We start from the raw sequence: 16,238 nt of genomic DNA on the forward strand, positions 1-16,238 counted from the left end.
CATCAAAGCACCTAAAAATTGTCCCCAAGGGTATCTCAAAACCCAAACGCGTGCCTGATCTGCCGCAGCATGGCCATGGCCGCGTCGGTGTACCGACCGTTGGTTAGGTATCGATCCACTTGCGCTGTGCTAATCAGCGCCACAACTGCCACCGTAAAGCCCTTAAACATTGGGCCTCTCCTGAAAGAGACCGCCAACCGGGCGTGTCGAAATATCCAACCGTTCTTAGAATACGCTGCCGCGCATGGCGACGAGCTATATGCAAATGGTGACAGTGACGGGTAACCAGTTCCTTAACGAGCGCGATGTCTGGATCGGCGCGCCGTGGGCTGAGGCCAGGGCTCTAGAGACCGCCACCGGATGGTCGGCTTAAAATCGCGCTCTCCGCGAATTCATCTCGCGAGATTCGTGTGCGGAGACAGACCCCTCACCTTGCGAGTCAGTGTCTACCGGCGTCGCCGCCCTCTCCCGCAAGGGGAGAGGGCACTGCAACGGGCGGCGCGCGCCTCGAACGACGAGGGCCCCCTACTCCCAATACCAGGTCGAGAAATCGTTCTCGTATTGCGGGACGTCCTTCCAGACGCCCTTCAGCTTCTTGGCTGTGATGGTGATGAGCTGCGGCTGGTACATGTAGGCGGAGACGGCGTCGGTGGCCAGCATGCGCTGGGCGTCGCCGAGCAGTTTTGCACGGGCGGCCTCGTCGGGCGTGGAGACGATCTGCTTGTAGAGCGCGTTGAACGCCTCGTTGTTGTAGCCGAGATAGTAGTCCGGCTCGGTGATCTTGACGAGGTCGAACGGCTCGACATGGCTGACGATGGTGAGGTCGAAATTGTGCGGACCATTGCCGGCGAATACCTGCGACAGCCACTGCGCCCATTCGACGTTCTCGATCTTGGCGATGATGCCGACCTTGGCGAGCTGGGCTGCGACGATCTCGCCGCCCTGCCGCGCATAGGATGGCGGCGGCAGCTTCAGCGACAGTTCGAGCGGTGTGGTGACGCCGGCTTCGGCGAGCAGCTTCTTGGCCTTCTCGGGATCGTAGGGGTTGATGCCTGTCGTGTCGACATAGCCGAGCGATCCCGGCACGTAGAAGCTGCCGATCGGCGTGCCGAAGCCGTCGACGGCACCGTCGATCATGGCCTTGCGGTCGATCGCGGCGAGGATGGCGCGGCGGACGCGGACGTCATCGAGCGGCTTCTTGCGCTCGTTGATCGCGACGATGGTCTTGGCCTTGGAGCCGCCGACCAGAACCGTGAAACGCGGATCGGCCTTGAACTGGGCGATGGTGCGCTGGGCCGCGACGCGCGGGAAGGCATCGACGTCGCCGGAGAGCAGCGCCGCGGTCTGCGCCGACGGATCGGAGATGAAGCGGATCGTCACCTTCGAGAGCTTGATCGCCGCGGCGTTGCGATAGTCGGCCCATTTGGTCAGGGTCATCGAGGAACCCTTGGCCCAGGCGCCGAGCTGATACGGCCCGGTGCCGACCGGCTGCGTGACGTTGGTCGGCGCGCTCTTCGGCTCGACGATCGAGCCGCTTGCCTGCCCCAGCAGGAACGGCAGGTTCGGCTCGGAATTCTTCAGGGTGATCACGACCGTGTCGGCGTCGGGCGCGGCGACAGACTCGAAGCTCTGGAACAGGCTCTTGTCCTTGTTGGTGCTGGTGGGCACCGCGTTGCGCTCGAACGAGAACTTCACCGCCGCGGAGTCGAACGGCTCGCCATTGTGGAACTTGACGCCCTTGCGCAGCTTGAAGGTGTAGGTCTTCAGGTCGGGCGAAGCGGTCCAGCTCTCCGCCAGCAGCGGCGAGGTGGTGCCGTCCTCGTTGATCTTGGTTAGGGTCTCATAGATGTTGTAGAGCGCGACTTCGGCGATCGCGGCAGCGGCCGCGTTGGTGGGATCGAGCCCCGGCGGCTCCAGCGCCATCGCCATGACGACGCTGTCCTTCTTGCTTTGTGCCAGCACCGGCAGCGGCGCCGCGACAAACGCGGCAGTGAGTGCGACGATGGATAGTTTCCTGAACATGCGTAACTCCCCTGCCTTCTCAATTCCCAGTCTACGCCAATCCTGCGCCCGAGACTAACCCTCCGCAGCAGGCGGCGGCAACGCCATCACGGCCTCCGCCTTGTGACAGGCGGCAAGGTGTCCCTCGCCCACCTTGCGTAGCTCAGGCAGGGCCTCGCGGCAATGCTGGTCGGCGAGCGCGCAACGCGCGACATAGGGACACCCCGTGGCGGCCGCCGATTGCGAGGCGATCGCCTGGGCCCCGCGCCGGCGCCGGCCGCCGCCCGCGCGCGCCCGCGGCACGGCATCCAGCAGCGCCCGCGTATAGGGATGGGCGCTGCGCTCGAACAGATCCTCCGGCCGCCCCTGCTCGACGATCCGGCCGAGATACATCACCGCGACCTCGTCGCAGAGATAGTCGACGACGGCGAGGTCATGGCTGATCAGGACATAGCTCAGGCCAAACTGGTCCTGGAGGTCCTGCATCAGGTTCAGGACCTGGGCCTGCACGGAGACGTCGAGCGCCGAGACCGGCTCGTCCGCGACGATCAGCTTCGGTTGGGTGATCAGCGCGCGCGCGATCGCGATGCGCTGGCGCTGGCCGCCGGAAAACTCGTGCGGATATTTTTCCATGTCGGCATCGCGCAAGCCGACCTGGCGCAGCACCGCGGCGACGCGTTCCCGGAACGTGGTGCGATCGGCGCCCTCCAGCACGGTCAAGGGTTCGGCGACGATGCGCGCGATGGTCTGGCGCGGATCGAGCGAGCCGTAGGGGTCCTGGAACACCATCTGGAAATCGCGGCGCGCACGGCGCAGCTCGTCGGCCGGGAGGCGGTTAAGGTCGCGGCCGAGCAGCGCGACCTGCCCCGACGTCGGCCGCTCCAGCGCCATCACGACGCGCGCGAAGGTCGACTTGCCCGAACCGGACTCGCCGACGATGCCGAGGCTCTTGCCGGGCAGGACCTGCACGCTCACGCCGTTGAGCGCGCGCACCTGCCCGGGCGGACGGAACAGGCTCTCGCGCGGCAGCATGTAGCGCTGCTCCAGATCCCTGACGTCGAGAAGAGGCGCGGTGCTCATGCGGACAGGGCTCCGACATTCTCGGCCATCGAGACATCGGTGCGCACGCAGCGCACGACATGACCGGGTCCGACCTCGACCATCGGCGGCAGCGCGGCGCGGCACCGATCGATCACGAGCGGACATCGCGCGGAGAAGGTGCAGCCGGCCGGAAGATCCGCGAGCTCCGGCACGGTGCCCGAGATCGTCTTCAGCCGCGTCCCCTTGCGCGCGCCGAGCTTCGGACGGGCGCGGAACAGGCCTTGCGTATAGGGATGGCCCATGCGGCGGAACACCTCGTCGGTCGGCCCGCTCTCGACCACGGTGCCGCCATACATCACCATCATGCGCTGCACGTTCTCGGCGATGACGCCGAGATCGTGCGAGATCAGGATCATCGACATGCCGCGCTCCTCGACGAGATCGGCGATGAGGTCGAGGATCTGGCCCTGGATGGTGACGTCGAGCGCCGTGGTCGGCTCGTCCGCGATCAACAGGTCCGGCTCGCAGGCGAGCGCCATCGCAATGGTGATGCGCTGGCGCTGGCCACCGGAGAACTGGTGCGGATAGGCATCGACGCGCCGCGCGGGATCGGGCAGCCCGACGCGGTCGAGCAAGGCAATCGTCTCTTTCCGCGCCTGCGATGCCGAGTAGTTCTTGTGACGCCGCAGCGGCTCGGCGACCTGGTGGCCGATCGTGTGCATCGGATTGAGCGCGGTCATCGGCTCCTGGAAGATCATGCTGATGCGGTTGCCGCGCAGGCGGCAGTAATCCGCGTCCGCAAGCCCGGCGAGCTCGCTGCCATCAAGTTTGATGCTGCCGGTGACGACGGCGCTGTCCGGCAACAGGCCCATCAGGGACATCGCGGTCACCGACTTGCCGCAGCCGGATTCACCGACGAGCCCGAGCGTCTCGCCGCGCTTCAGCGAGAAGCTGACGCCGCGCACGGCCTGCGCCGGCCCGCGGCTGGTGTTGAGGCGGACGCCGAGATTATCAACCTCGATCAGCGGCATGGTGGAGCGCTCAGCCATCCTCATCGCTCCCGCGCCAGTCGTGGATCGAGCAGATCGCGCAAGCCGTCGCCGAGGAGATTGAGGCCGAGCACGGCGACCGCGATGGCGGCCCCCGGATAGACCGCGAGCATCGGCGACTGGAACAGCAGGGTCTGCGCATCGTTCAGCATGCGGCCCCAGGATGGCTGCGGCGGCTGCGTGCCGAGGCCGAGATAGGACAGTGCGGCTTCCGCGAGAATCGCGAGTGCGAACTGGATCGTCGCCTGCACGATCAGGATCGACAGGATGTTGGGCAGCACGTGCTCGATGGTGATGCGGAATTTTCCCTTCCCCGACGCTCGCGCGGCCAGCACGAATTCGCGCGCCCAGATCGCGTTGGCCGAGCCGCGCGTCAGCCGAGTCAATGTCGGGATCTGGAAGATGCCGATCGCGACGATCGAGGTCACCATGCCCGGCCCTACGACCGCGGCGAGCATGATCGCGGAGAGCACGGCCGGAAAGGCGAAGGTGAAGTCGGAGAAGCGCATGATGATCTCTTCGGTCCAGCCGCGCCGCGCCGAGGCGATCAGGCCGAGGCAGACACCGAAGGTGAGACCGATGCTGACCGCGATGATGCCGACCATGATGGTGGAGCGGGCGCCGGCGAGCAGCAGCGAGACGATGTCGCGGCCGAAGGAATCGGTGCCGAGCCAGTGCGCCGCCGACGGCGGCCGGAGTTTTGAGGCGATGTCGATCTCGTAGGGCGACCACGGCGTCCACACCAGCGAAAGCAGCGCCGAGGCGAGCACCAGCAGGCTCAGCGCGCCGCCGAGGACAAAGCTGCGATGGCGCAGCGCACGGCGCCAGAACGTGCGCGCGGGCAGCGGACGCGTCGCGACTGCTGCGTCAATCGGGGTGGTCAGGGGCGCGCTCACAGGTCGTGAACCTTGATGCGGGGATCGATGAAGGCATAGAGCACGTCGACCACGAAATTGACGATAACGACCATGGTTGCCAGCAGCATCACGCAATTGCGCACCACGATCAGGTCTCGGTTGGCGATCGACTGGAAGATCAGGCGGCCGAGGCCCGGCAGGTAGAACACGTTCTCGATCACGATTGTGCCGGCGAGCAGATTGGCGAATTGCAGGCCCATCACCGTCATCACGGGGATCATTGCGTTGCGCAGCACGTGGCGCCACAGCACCTCGCGCTTGCCGAGCCCCTTTGCCCGTGCCGTGCGGACGAAATCCTCGCGCAGCACTTCGAGCACCGCCGAGCGCGTGACGCGGGCGAGGATCGCAGCCTGCACCACCGCGAGCGAGACCGCCGGCAGCAGCAGCGACTTGACGCCTGACCAGATGCCGTCCTCCCAGCCGGCGAAGCCGCCCGCCGAGAGCCATTGCAGCCGCACCGAGAACAACAGGACCAGCAGGATCGCAAACCAGAAGTTCGGCAGCGCGATGCCGACCTGAGTCAGCGACATCACGCCGACATCGCCGAGCTTGTTGTGGTTGGCGGCGGTGTAGATGCCGGCCGAGAGCGCCAGCGTCACCGTGATCGACATGGCCATGATCGCGAGCGGAATGGTCAGCACCAGCCGCTCCGCGATCAGGCTGGCGATCGGCGTGCCGTAGACATAGGAGTTGCCGAGATCGCCGACGAGCAGGCCCTTGATCCATTGCAGGTAGCGAACCGCCAGCGGCTGGTCGAGCCCGAGCTTGACGGTGAGCGCGCGGACCGCGTCGGCCGAGGCATCGGCGCCCATCAGCATCTGCGCGGCGTTGCCGGGAAGCGCATCCAGCACCAGGAAGATGATCAGCGACGCGCCGACCAGCGTCGCCAGCAAGGTCAAGACACGTCGGAGGACAAATACGCTCATGCGCGCCCGGTTTCGAAGCTCATCCGCGGCACGATCAACATGTCCGGACGGCGGACGCAAGTCCTTTGCGCGCAAGTGCTTTGCTGCATGCGCATGTCGTTATTCCGGCCAGCGGGACAGAAGGTCGACGGAGGCCTCGAACAGCGTGCTGACGCGGAGCAATTCCGCATCAGCCCGGAAGCGGCCGACGAGCTGAAGCCCGATCGGCAGGCCGTCGCGGCCAAAGCCCGAGGGCAGGCTGACGGCGGGATGCCCGGTCATGTTGAACGGCATGGTCCAGGGGAACCAGTGCGGCCGGACGCTGTCGAAATGCCGACCGTCGATCTCGATGGTGCCGAACAAATCCTGCTTGATCGGCAGCGCGGAGCGCGTGAGCGTCGGCATCGCCAGGAAGTGGCCGCGCGCAAGCAGGGATTGCACGCGGCGGAACAGCGCGGTGCGCGCGAACATCGCCTCCTGGTAGTCAACGCCGCTGACCTCGGTGGCAAGCGCGAGCTGCTTGAGGAAGGCCTCGCTCAGCTCGTCCTTGTGCTCGGCCGCGAGTTTTGCAAAGCGCGTGCGCCAGACGGTGTGGTTGATGGCGCGCCAGATCGGCTCGATGTCGAAACCCTCGCCGGAGAATTCCTCGAGCTCGGCGCCGAGCCCGGCCAGCCGGTCGAGGCTCGCCCTGAAGCTGGCCGCGACCTCGGCGGACACCGGACGGCCCGGCGGCGTCAGGCAGTACAGGATCCTCAGCCCGCGCAGATCGCCGCGCGGGGCGGCGGTGCCGACGAAGTCGGATACGGGAACGCCGATCGACCAGGGATCGCAGGGGTCCTCGCCGGCCATCGCCTGCATCATCAGCGCGGTATCGGCGACGGTGCGCGTCGTCGGCGTGACGTAGGTCTGGTTACCGAACACATCCAGCGCCTGGCTGTGCGGGATGATTCCGTTGCTCTGCTTCAGGCCGACCACGCCGTTGCAGGCCGCGGGAATCCGCGTCGAGCCGCCGCCGTCGGTCGCGACCGCGAGCGGCGCGATGCCGCTGGCCACAGCAACCGCCGCGCCGCCGCTGGAGCCGCCGGAGGAGCGGCAGGCGTCCCACGCATTGCGAGTGCGGCCGAACAGCGGCGAATCCGTCAAGCACTTGCTGCCGAATTCCGGCGTCGTGGTCTTGCCGATCAGGATCGCACCCTCGCTGCGCAGCCGCGCGACCGCCACCGCGTCCTCAACAGGCACATTGTCCTTGTAGGGAACGGCGCCGAAGGTGGTCTTTACCCCCCTGGTGTTGACGATGTCCTTGACGGTGTAGGGAATGCCATGCAGCAGGCCGAGCGGCTCGCCGGCCATGACCCTGCGCTCGGCGGCGCGCGCGGCCGCCATCGCCTCGTCGCCGCAGATCGTGATGAAGCAGTTCAACTGGGGCTGGAGCGCCTCGGCGCGCGCGAGCACGGCCCGGGTGATCTCGACGGGCGAGATCCGCTTGTCGGCGATGAGGCCGCGCAGTTCGGTTGCGGACAGCAGGCAGGGATCGCCGTTCATCGTCACATCACGCTCCGAAGCCGGCCACCGTTGGCCAAGGCATTAGACAAGCCATTGACAGCCAGAATGACAGTTTTGTTAACTCGCCGTCCAATACGATTTTGGTCGCCAACCCATACGTTTTCGGTATGCCAATGGATCTTCGTCGGCTCCGCTATTTCGTCGCCGTCGCCGAGGCACGCAGCGTCGGCAAGGCCGCCGAGCGGCTGCGCATGGCGCAGCCGCCGCTCTCGGTCCAGATCCGCAAGCTGGAGGCCGAGATCGGCGCGCCGCTGTTCCGCCGCGGCACCCGCGGCATGGACCTGACCGAGGCGGGCCAGGCGCTGCTGGTGCGCGCCAGCGAGGCGCTGGCGCTGGCGTCCGACGGCATCGAGGCCGCCCGCGCGGTCGCATCCGGCAAGCGCGGGCGGCTGTCGGTCGGCTACATGTTCGTGCTGGCCAATGCGATCCTGCCGCGGCTGATCCCCGAGCTGCGCCGCTCGGTTCCCGGTGTCGACCTCGACTTCGCCGAGCTCAGCGCATCGACGCGCGAGGCGCGGGTGCTCGATCGCAGCGTCACGGTCGCGCTGTGCATGCCGGCCATCAACCATCCCGAGATCCAGGTGGCGCGGATCGGTGCACAGCGCTTCATGCTGGCGATGCCGACCAGCTCGCCGCTCGCCCGCCTGGGCTCCGTGCCGATGGCCCGGTTGCACGGACGTCCGCTGATCGCGCTGCCGCATCCGGACCATGGTCCCGCATCGTCCGCCGTGGTCCCCCTGCTGCGCCGGCACCAGGTGGTGATGCCGATCGCGAGCCGCGTGGAGACGGTGCATTCGGCGATGAGCCTGGTGCTGGCGGGCGAAGGCCTCGCGATCCTGCCGGCCTGCGCGCAGCTCGGCGCCCCGCGCGGCATCGTGTTCAGGCCGCTCCGCGATGCCACCGACTCCCTCGACATCGCGGTGTGCTGGCGGCGGGATTCGCAGAGCCCGCTGATCGGAACCTTCATCAAATGCGCCGAGAAGGCCGTCGCGCGGATGTGACGCGGCGCTACGGGCTCCAGGTGATCTCGTGGCTCCAGGGCGGATCGGCGCCCGGGCGGGTGCAGGTCAGGCCGGCGCAATTGGCGGCAAAGGACAGCGCGCGGCGGAGCTCGTCGGCATTGATGACTTTCAGCTGCTGCCGCGCCAGACGTCCCTGCTTGTGCAGGGCGAACAGCAGCGCCGCCTGAAAACTATCGCCGGCGCCGATGGTGTCGGCGACCTCGACCCTGGGTGCTTGCACCTCGATCCGCCCTGCTCCCGCGTGCCACGCGATCGCGCCGTTGTTGCCACGGGTGACGACGACGAGGCTCGTGCCCTGCCCGAGCAGCGTGCTCGCGCGCTGTTGATAGGGCTCGTCGCCGAAGAGATAGGCGAAGTCGACGTCCGACATCTTGATGAGATCGGCGCTTTGCGCGAACTCGGCCATGCGCGCGAGATAAGCCGGCTTGTCCCTGACGAGGTTGGGGCGGCAGTTCGGATCGAACGAGATCGTGGACGACATCCGCGCGTCCGCGATCAGCGCTTTCGTTTCGGCGGCGCCCTCGTCGTTGACCAGCGTGGTCGAGCCGACATGGAGGACTTCGACCGTATCGAAGGCAACGGACCCGCGCCGGTAGGTCCAGTTCCGGGTCGCCGTCTCGGCGTCGTAGAAGGCGTAATGCGACTCGCCCGCGACGATGCGCACGAAAGCCAGCGTGGTCTGGTGATCGCTGCGGGTGGCAAGGCCGAGTTCGACATGCGAGGCGGTTGCGTGGTCTGCGATCATCTGTCCGAACAGGTCGGTGGAGATGCCGCCGACGAAGCCGGTCGGCGCGCCCAGCCGCGCCATGCCGATCGCGACGTTGAGGCAGGAGCCGCCGACCGCGGGCATCACCGCCTCGCGTCCGTCGGCGTTTCGCGTCGGCACGAAATCGATCAGCGCATCGCCGCTAGCAATCAGCATTCGTCTCAACCTCTGGCGATGTCGCGCATCGCGGCACGGCTGCCGCGATCGACCTCGCGCAGCAACTTGTACACCTCGCGCTTGCGGGCGTGAAACGCGGCCATATCAGGCGCGGTCGGCTCGCTCTTGCGTCCCAGCGCCGACATCTTTGCCATGGTCTCGCCGATCGAGGCACAGGCGCCGCCAGCCACCGCCCCGAGCATCGCGGCGCCGAGCAGCACCGGCTCCCTGGTCTGCGGCAGCGCGACGGTGAGGCCTGTGGTGTCGGCCATGATCTGGCGCACCAGCGGACTGCGGCTGGCGCCGCCGCCCATGATCATGATGCTGGAGCGGACGCCATGCGCGGCAAAGGCCTCGATCACCTCGGCAAGCCCGTAAGCGAGCCCGCAAAGGCCGGCGACGAACAGCCGCTCCATAGAAGCGACATCGGTGTCGAGATCGAGGCCCGCGATCACCGCGCGCGTATCGGGGTCGGCGTAAGGCGAGCGGTTGCCGATGAATTCGGGCAGGACGTGGACATCGCGGGCGAGCAGCGCGGCGCGGCTGGCATCACCGGCGCGCGCGATGATGCGGCGCTCGAGGAAGTCGATGAGGTCGAGGCCCTTGTTGCGCGCAGCCGCGCTCGCCTCGGCAAAGCCCGGATGCGATTTGAGGAGATGGTCGATCGCCGCGCCCGCCGCCGACTGCCCGCCCTCGTTGAGCCAGAAGTCCGGCACCATGCCGGAATAATAAGGCCCCCACACGCCCGGCACGAAGCACGGCTCCTTCGTCGTCGCCATGATGCAGGCCGACGTTCCCATGATGTAGGCGAGGCGGTCGCTGACATCGGTCGTTCCGCCCGAGCCGTCGCGACCGCCGATCGCGCCGATGCCGCCGGCATGCGCGTCGATCAGGGATGCGCCGACCGGCGTTCCTGGCGACAGGCCGAGCTCAGCGGCGGCCGTGCGGGTGAGGCCTGCGCCGAGCCGGGTGCCCGGCGCGACGATCTCGGTGCCGATGCGGGCGTATTTCTCGCTGACGAAGTCGGACAGCCCGATGCGCTTGAAGAATTGCGCGCTCCAGCCGCCACCGTCATGGGCGAGATAGTTCCACTTGCAGGTGACGGTACAGGTCGAGCGTTGCAGCGAGCCGGTCGCGCGCCAGGTCAGGTAGTCTGCCAGATCGAAGAAGTGGCCTGCGGCATCGAAGCTCGCGCGCAGATGGCGCTTCAGCCACAACAGTTTTGGCATCTCCATCTCGGGCGAGATCGAGCCGCCGACATAGCGCAGCACCGCATCCTCGGTCTCGTTGATCAGCCGCGCCTCGGCGGTGGCGCGATGGTCCATCCAGACGATGACGTTGCGCTGCGCCTCGCCTGAGGCGCTGACGGTGAGCGGCCCGCCCTGGCGGTCGAGCACCACGAGGGAACAGGTGGCGTCGAAGCCGATGCCGCCGACGCTGTCGGGCGCAATGGCAGCTTCCGCCATCGCCGCCCGCACGGATTTTGCGCAGGCCTCCCAGATGTCCCGGGATGACTGCTCGACGATATCGCCGGCCTCATGCCAGATCCTGATCGGGTGCCGCGCCGTCGCCAGCAGCGTGCCGGCCTCGTCGAACACCCCTGCCCGCGTGCTGGTGGTCCCCACGTCGACGCCGATATACGCTCGCGGCATTGTCGCTCCCGGTCGCTCTCGTCAGTTTTGACGGTAAGCCTACCAGCAAGTGTAGCCGCCATCCACCAGCACGATGCTGCCGGTCATCAGGCTCGCGGCTTCCGAGGAGAGGAACAGCACGACGGAGGCGATCTCCTCGACCTGCCCCATCCGCGCCATCGGGGTTCCGCCGATCCAGGCGTCGTACATTTTGGGATTGCTCTTCACGAAGGCGTTGAGCGGCGTCTCGATATAGGTCGGCGCCACCGCGTTGACGCGGATGCCGCGCGCGCCCCATTCCGCCGCGAGCGACTTGGTCAGATGGTGCACACCGGCCTTCGACGCATTGTAGAAGCACTGCTCCTGCGGCTTGTTGACGATGAAGCCGGACATCGAGCCCACATTGACGATGGCGCCGCTTTGCGCCTTCAGCATGTGCTTGCCGAACTCGCGGCAGCACCAGAAGGTGCCGTTGAGGTTGACGTCGATGACGTTGAGCCAATGCTCGTCGGTCACGGTCTCCGCCGGCGTCTCGCTGCGGGCGATGCCGGCATTGTTGACGAGGATGTCGACCTTGCCGTGGCGGGCGACGAGGTCATTGGCGACCTCGGCGACGCGCCTGGTATCGGTCACGTCCATGATCGCGGTCTCGGCGTCGAACCCCTTGGCTTTCAGGCTGGCCTTGGCGCTGTCCGCGACCTTGCTGTCGCGGTCGCCGATGACGACCCTGGCGCCGGCTTCGGCGAGCGCCTCGGCGCAGGCCAGCCCAATGCCCTGCCCGCCGCCGGTGATGAACGCGGTCTTGCCGTCCAGCTTGAATTTTTCCAGGTACATGTTGGTCTTTCCGTTCTTTGCCGTTTCTTGTCAGCCGCGAAGCGCGTTGCCGCTCGCATCGAAGCGGTGGATCCGCGCGGGGTCCGGCACCAGCGACACGTGATCGCCGGCATGCAGGCTCAATTCGCCGATGTAGCGCGCGGTCAGCATGCCGAGCGGACCGGCATCGACGTAGAGAAAGGTGTCGCTGCCGAGATGCTCGGCAACCGCGATCGTCCCCTGCCAGCCGCCGGCGCCATCGCGCTCGATCCTGAGGTGCTCCGGACGCACGCCGATCGTGGCCGCGCCTTGCTGCCTGGCGAGTTCGCCGGTGACGAAGTTCATCTTGGGCGAGCCGATGAAGCCGGCGACGAAGAGATTGGCAGGCTTCTCGTAAAGCTCCAGCGGCGAGCCATATTGCTCGATCTTGCCGCCGTTGAGCACGACGATCTTGTCGGCCATGGTCATGGCCTCGACCTGGTCATGGGTGACGTAGATCGCGGTGGTGCCGAGCTGCTTCTGGAGCCGCGTCACCTCGATGCGCATCTGTACGCGGAGCGCGGCATCCAGGTTCGACAGCGGCTCGTCGAACAGGAACGCCTTGGGCTCGCGCACGATGGCGCGGCCGATCGCGACGCGCTGGCGCTGGCCGCCGGAAAGCTCGCGCGGCTTGCGGTCGAGATAGGGCGTGAGGTTCAGCGTCGCGGCGGCGGCCTCGACCTTGCGGTTGATCTCGTCCTTGGGCAGCCCCGCCATCTTCAGGCCGAAGCCGATATTGCCGCGCACGCTCATGTGCGGATAGAGCGCGTAGGACTGGAACACCATGGATAACCCGCGCTTGGCGGGCGGCGTGTCGACGACGTTCTTGCCGTCGATCAGGATCTTGCCGCCGGAGACGTCCTCGAGGCCGGCGATCAGCCGCAACAGCGTGGTCTTGCCGCAGCCGGAGGGACCGACGAACACCACGAAGGAGCCGTCGGCAATGTCGAGATCTGCGCCCTTGATGATGTGCACGGGGCCGAAGGATTTCTGCACGTCCTGAAGTGTGATCTGACCCATGATCCGGCAGCCCCTCTACTTCACCGCGCCGAAGGTCAGCCCGCGCACGAGCTGCTTCTGGCTGAACCAACCGAGGACGAGAATGGGCGCGATCGCCAGCGTCGAGGCCGCCGACAGCTTTGCCCAGAACAGCCCTTCCGGGCTCGAATAGGAGGCGATGAACGTGGTGAGCGGCGCGGCGTTCGAGGTCGACAGGTTCAGCGTCCAGAACGCCTCGTTCCAGGCCAGAATCAGATTGAGCAGCAGGGTCGATGCCAGACCCGGGATCGCCATCGGCGTCAGCACGTAGACCAGCTCGCGGCCGATGGTGGCGCCATCCATGCGCGCGGCTTCGAGGATGTCGCGCGGGATCTCCTTGAAATAGGTGAACAGCATCCAGATCACGATCGGCAGATTGCCGAGGCACAGGATGAAGACGAGGCCGATGCGGGAATCGAGCAGGCCGAAGGTCTTGTAGATCAGGTAGATCGGCACCAGCACGCCGACCGGCGGCATCATCTTGGTCGAGAGCATCCAGAGCAGGATGTCCTTGGTGCGCTTGGTCGGCGCGAACGCCATCGACCAGGCCGCCGGGATGGCGATCAAGAGCGCAATGAGCGTCGAGCCGCCCGCGATGATGACCGAGTTCATGGCGTGGTGCAGATAGTCGCTCCGCTCCTGCACGGTCGCGTAATTTTCGGTGGTCCAGTGGAAGAACAGGAAGGACGGCGGAATGGCGAAGGCCTCGAGCTCGGTCTTGAAGCTTGCCAGCACCATCCAGAGGATCGGGAAGAAGATCAGGAAGCCGAAGAACCACGCCCCGATCGTCGAGATCACCACCCGCTGCGTCGTTGCCATCCGCGCCATGATTCAGGCCTCCAAATTGCGGCCGACGATGCGGACGAGGAAGAAGGCGACGACGTTGGCGATCACCACCGCGACGAGGCCACCGGCGGAGGCGCTGCCGACGTCGAACTGGATCAGCGCCTGCGAATAGATCAGGAAGGCGATGTTGGTGGTCTGCAGGCCCGGCCCGCCGCCGGTGGTGACGAAGATCTCGGCGAACACGGTGAGCAGGAAAATGGTCTCGATCAGGATCACCACGGTGATGGGACGCGCCAGATGCGGCAGCGTGATGTAGATGAAGGCCGAGACGGCGCTCGCGCCATCCATTTCGGCGGCCTCCTTCTGCTCCTCGTCGAGCGATTGCAGCGCGGTCAGCAGGATGAGCGTCGCGAACGGCAGCCATTGCCAGGCGACGATCAGGATCACCGCGAACAGCGGCACGTCGTTGAACCAGTCGATCGGCGTCAATCCGAACAGCTTGGCGAGCCAGGCGAACAGCCCGGACACCGGGTGCATCAACAGGTTCTTCCAGACCAGCGCGCTCACCGTCGGCATCACGAAGAACGGCGCGATCACCATCAGGCGCACGATGTTGCGGCCGATCACGGGCTGGTCCATCAGCAACGCCAAGGGAATGCCGAGCAGAATGGTCATGGCCAATACCGAGCCGACCAGCACCAGCGTGTTCTGGAGCGACGCGAGGAAAGCGGGATCGGTGAGGAAGTAGCGGAAGTTTTCCAGCCCGACGAATTCTTCCGAGCCGGGATCGAGCAGGCTGTAGTGCAGCGTCGAGAAATAGATCGTCAGCGCGAGCGGGACGATCATCCAGATGAAGAGCAGCCCGACGGCCGGGGTCAGGAGCGCGCGCGCCAGAAACTGCGTCTGCCGGGTTGCCATCCCTGACTTCTCCGCTTGCCGAAAGAAGGCGGCCATCCATCCGGGGCTGGGCTGGAGGATGGCCGCCAGTTTGAGCTCAGGAGGGAGAGCTCGGGTTCACTTGATGTAGCCGGCGCGCTTCATCTCGCGCTCGGTCACGGATTGCGCGGCGGTGAGCGCGGCATCGACCGTCATGGAGCCCGAAAGCGCCGCCGAGAACTGCTGCCCCACCTGGGTGCCGATGCCCTGGAATTCGGGGATCGCTGCGTATTGCACGCCGACATAGGGCACCGGCTTCACCGTCGGCTTGTTCGGATCGGCGGCGTCGATCGAGGCCAGCGTCAATTTGGCGAAGGGCGCGACCTTCAGGTATTCAGGGTTCTGGTAGAGCGAGGTGCGCGTGCCCGGCGGCACGTTGGCCCAGCCCTCCTTCGAGGCCACGAGTTTCGTGTAGTCCTTGCTCGTTGCCCAGGCGATGAACTTTTCGGCCGCCTCCGCCTTCTTCGAGCCGGCAGGGATCGCGAGATTCCAGGCCCACAGCCAGTTGGCGTTCTTGCCGAGCCCGGTGTTGGGCGCAAGCGCAAAGCCGACCTTGTCGGCGACCTTGGAATCCTTGGGATTGGTGACGAAGGACGCCGCCACCGTCGCATCGATCCACATCGCGCATTTGCCGGCGTTGAACAGTGCCAGGTTCTCGTTGAAGCCGTTGGAGCTCGCGCCGGGAGGGCCGGCGTCCTTCATCAGGTTCACATAGGTCGTGAGCGTCGTCTTCCATTCCGGCGTATTGAACTGCGGCACCCACTTCTCGTCGAACCAGCGCGCACCGTAGGAATTGGCCATCGCGGAGAGGAACGCCATGTTCTCGCCCCAGCCGGCTTTGCCGCGCAGGCAGATGCCGTAGACGCCCGCGTTCTTGTCGGTCAGCTTCTTGGCGGCGTCGATGACGAAATCCCAGGTCGGCTTCTCCGGCATCTTCAGGCCGGCCTTGTCGAACAGGTCGGTGCGGTACATCACCATCGAGCTCTCGCCGTAGAACGGCGCGGCATAAAGCTTGCCGTCGGCAGAGACCGCGTCCTTGATCCTGGGCAGCAGGTCGGCGACGTCGTAATCGGCGCCGAGATTGGCGAGCGGCACCAGCCAGCCCTTCTTGGCCCAGATCGGCACCTCATAGGTGCCGATGGTCAGCACGTCGAACTGGCCGCCCTTGGTGGCGATGTCGGTGGTGACGCGCTGGCGCAGCACGTTCTCCTCCAGCGTCACCCATTTCACGTTGATATCGGGGTTCTTCTTGGTGAATTCACCGGTCAGCCCCTGCATGCGGATCATGTCGCCGTTGTTGACGGTGGCGATCGTCAGGGTGGTTTCGGCCATCGCGGGGATGGCCAGCAGGACGGACGCGCCACAGACGGCGCCGAGGACGTGTTTCACGGTGACCTCCCTCAAACTCGCGTTTTGAGCATATGCCCACGCGTTGGGCGTATGTTCGGATGAGGGATACCGCTTGTCAAGCAGGCGCGCGGGTGTTTCGGCAACTTATGAGTGCTGCGATGCGGGAGGGCGGGCTGTTGCGCACCCTCCCCTGTCATGCCCCGCGCAGGCGGGGCATCCAGTACG

The 16,238-nt window shown here is 66.3% G+C and carries 14 protein-coding genes; 1 reads left to right on the forward strand and 13 read right to left on the reverse strand.

Annotation, left to right across the window (positions count from 1 at the left end):
* Positions 1–525: 525 nt before the first annotated feature.
* From AB5K84_RS30925 to AB5K84_RS30950, 6 genes are all read right to left on the reverse strand, one after another.
* Positions 526–2,022: an ABC transporter substrate-binding protein gene (locus AB5K84_RS30925; protein WP_011086018.1), complete on the reverse strand. Its 1,497-nt coding sequence runs from the start codon at positions 2,020–2,022 to the stop codon at positions 526–528.
* Positions 2,023–2,076: 54 nt separating this feature from the next.
* Positions 2,077–3,081 (reverse strand): ABC transporter ATP-binding protein, encoded by a 1,005-nt coding sequence (locus AB5K84_RS30930; protein WP_011086017.1) that lies wholly within the window; start codon positions 3,079–3,081, stop codon positions 2,077–2,079.
* Positions 3,078–4,091: an ABC transporter ATP-binding protein gene (locus tag AB5K84_RS30935; RefSeq protein WP_038966043.1), complete on the reverse strand. Its 1,014-nt coding sequence runs from the start codon at positions 4,089–4,091 to the stop codon at positions 3,078–3,080. Before AB5K84_RS30935 ends, AB5K84_RS30930 begins: the two co-directional genes overlap by 4 nt.
* A 2-nt stretch (positions 4,092–4,093) precedes the next feature.
* Positions 4,094–4,987: an ABC transporter permease gene (locus AB5K84_RS30940; protein ID WP_011086015.1), complete on the reverse strand. Its 894-nt coding sequence runs from the start codon at positions 4,985–4,987 to the stop codon at positions 4,094–4,096.
* Positions 4,984–5,934, reverse strand: coding sequence for an ABC transporter permease (locus AB5K84_RS30945; protein ID WP_011086014.1), 951 nt, complete (start codon positions 5,932–5,934; stop codon positions 4,984–4,986). Before AB5K84_RS30945 ends, AB5K84_RS30940 begins: the two co-directional genes overlap by 4 nt.
* A gap of 99 nt (positions 5,935–6,033) precedes the next feature.
* Complete coding sequence (locus tag AB5K84_RS30950) at positions 6,034–7,455, reverse strand: amidase (protein ID WP_038966044.1); 1,422 nt, start codon at positions 7,453–7,455, stop codon at positions 6,034–6,036.
* A 134-nt stretch (positions 7,456–7,589) separates the two neighbouring features.
* Between AB5K84_RS30950 and AB5K84_RS30955 the strand changes: the two genes are divergently transcribed.
* A complete protein-coding gene (locus tag AB5K84_RS30955; RefSeq protein ID WP_038966045.1) occupies positions 7,590–8,477 on the forward strand; it encodes a LysR family transcriptional regulator in 888 nt (295 codons plus the stop codon).
* Positions 8,478–8,484: 7 nt separating this feature from the next.
* Here AB5K84_RS30955 and AB5K84_RS30960 read toward each other — a convergent pair whose 3' ends face one another.
* The 7 genes from AB5K84_RS30960 to AB5K84_RS30990 form a co-directional block, all read right to left on the reverse strand.
* Positions 8,485–9,420, reverse strand: coding sequence for a carbohydrate kinase family protein (locus AB5K84_RS30960; RefSeq protein WP_011086011.1), 936 nt, complete (start codon positions 9,418–9,420; stop codon positions 8,485–8,487).
* Between the two features lie 5 nt (positions 9,421–9,425).
* Complete coding sequence (locus AB5K84_RS30965; RefSeq protein WP_011086010.1) at positions 9,426–11,072, reverse strand: FGGY-family carbohydrate kinase; 1,647 nt, start codon at positions 11,070–11,072, stop codon at positions 9,426–9,428.
* A 39-nt stretch (positions 11,073–11,111) separates the two neighbouring features.
* Positions 11,112–11,885: an SDR family NAD(P)-dependent oxidoreductase gene (locus AB5K84_RS30970; RefSeq protein WP_011086009.1), complete on the reverse strand. Its 774-nt coding sequence runs from the start codon at positions 11,883–11,885 to the stop codon at positions 11,112–11,114.
* 30 nt (positions 11,886–11,915) lie between these two features.
* Complete coding sequence (locus AB5K84_RS30975; protein WP_011086008.1) at positions 11,916–12,923, reverse strand: ABC transporter ATP-binding protein; 1,008 nt, start codon at positions 12,921–12,923, stop codon at positions 11,916–11,918.
* Between the two features lie 15 nt (positions 12,924–12,938).
* Positions 12,939–13,769, reverse strand: coding sequence for a carbohydrate ABC transporter permease (locus AB5K84_RS30980; protein ID WP_038966046.1), 831 nt, complete (start codon positions 13,767–13,769; stop codon positions 12,939–12,941).
* Between the two features lie 3 nt (positions 13,770–13,772).
* On the reverse strand, positions 13,773–14,645 hold the full coding sequence (locus AB5K84_RS30985) for a carbohydrate ABC transporter permease (RefSeq protein ID WP_038966047.1): 873 nt from the start codon (positions 14,643–14,645) through the stop codon (positions 13,773–13,775).
* Positions 14,646–14,741: 96 nt separating this feature from the next.
* Positions 14,742–16,052, reverse strand: a complete 1,311-nt coding sequence (locus AB5K84_RS30990) for an ABC transporter substrate-binding protein (protein WP_051000291.1) — start codon at positions 16,050–16,052, stop codon at positions 14,742–14,744.
* Positions 16,053–16,238 lie beyond the last annotated feature (186 nt).

Origin of the sequence: Bradyrhizobium sp. 1200_D9_N1_1 (genome assembly GCF_052075915.1) — a bacterium.
GTDB lineage: Bacteria > Pseudomonadota > Alphaproteobacteria > Rhizobiales > Xanthobacteraceae > Bradyrhizobium > Bradyrhizobium diazoefficiens.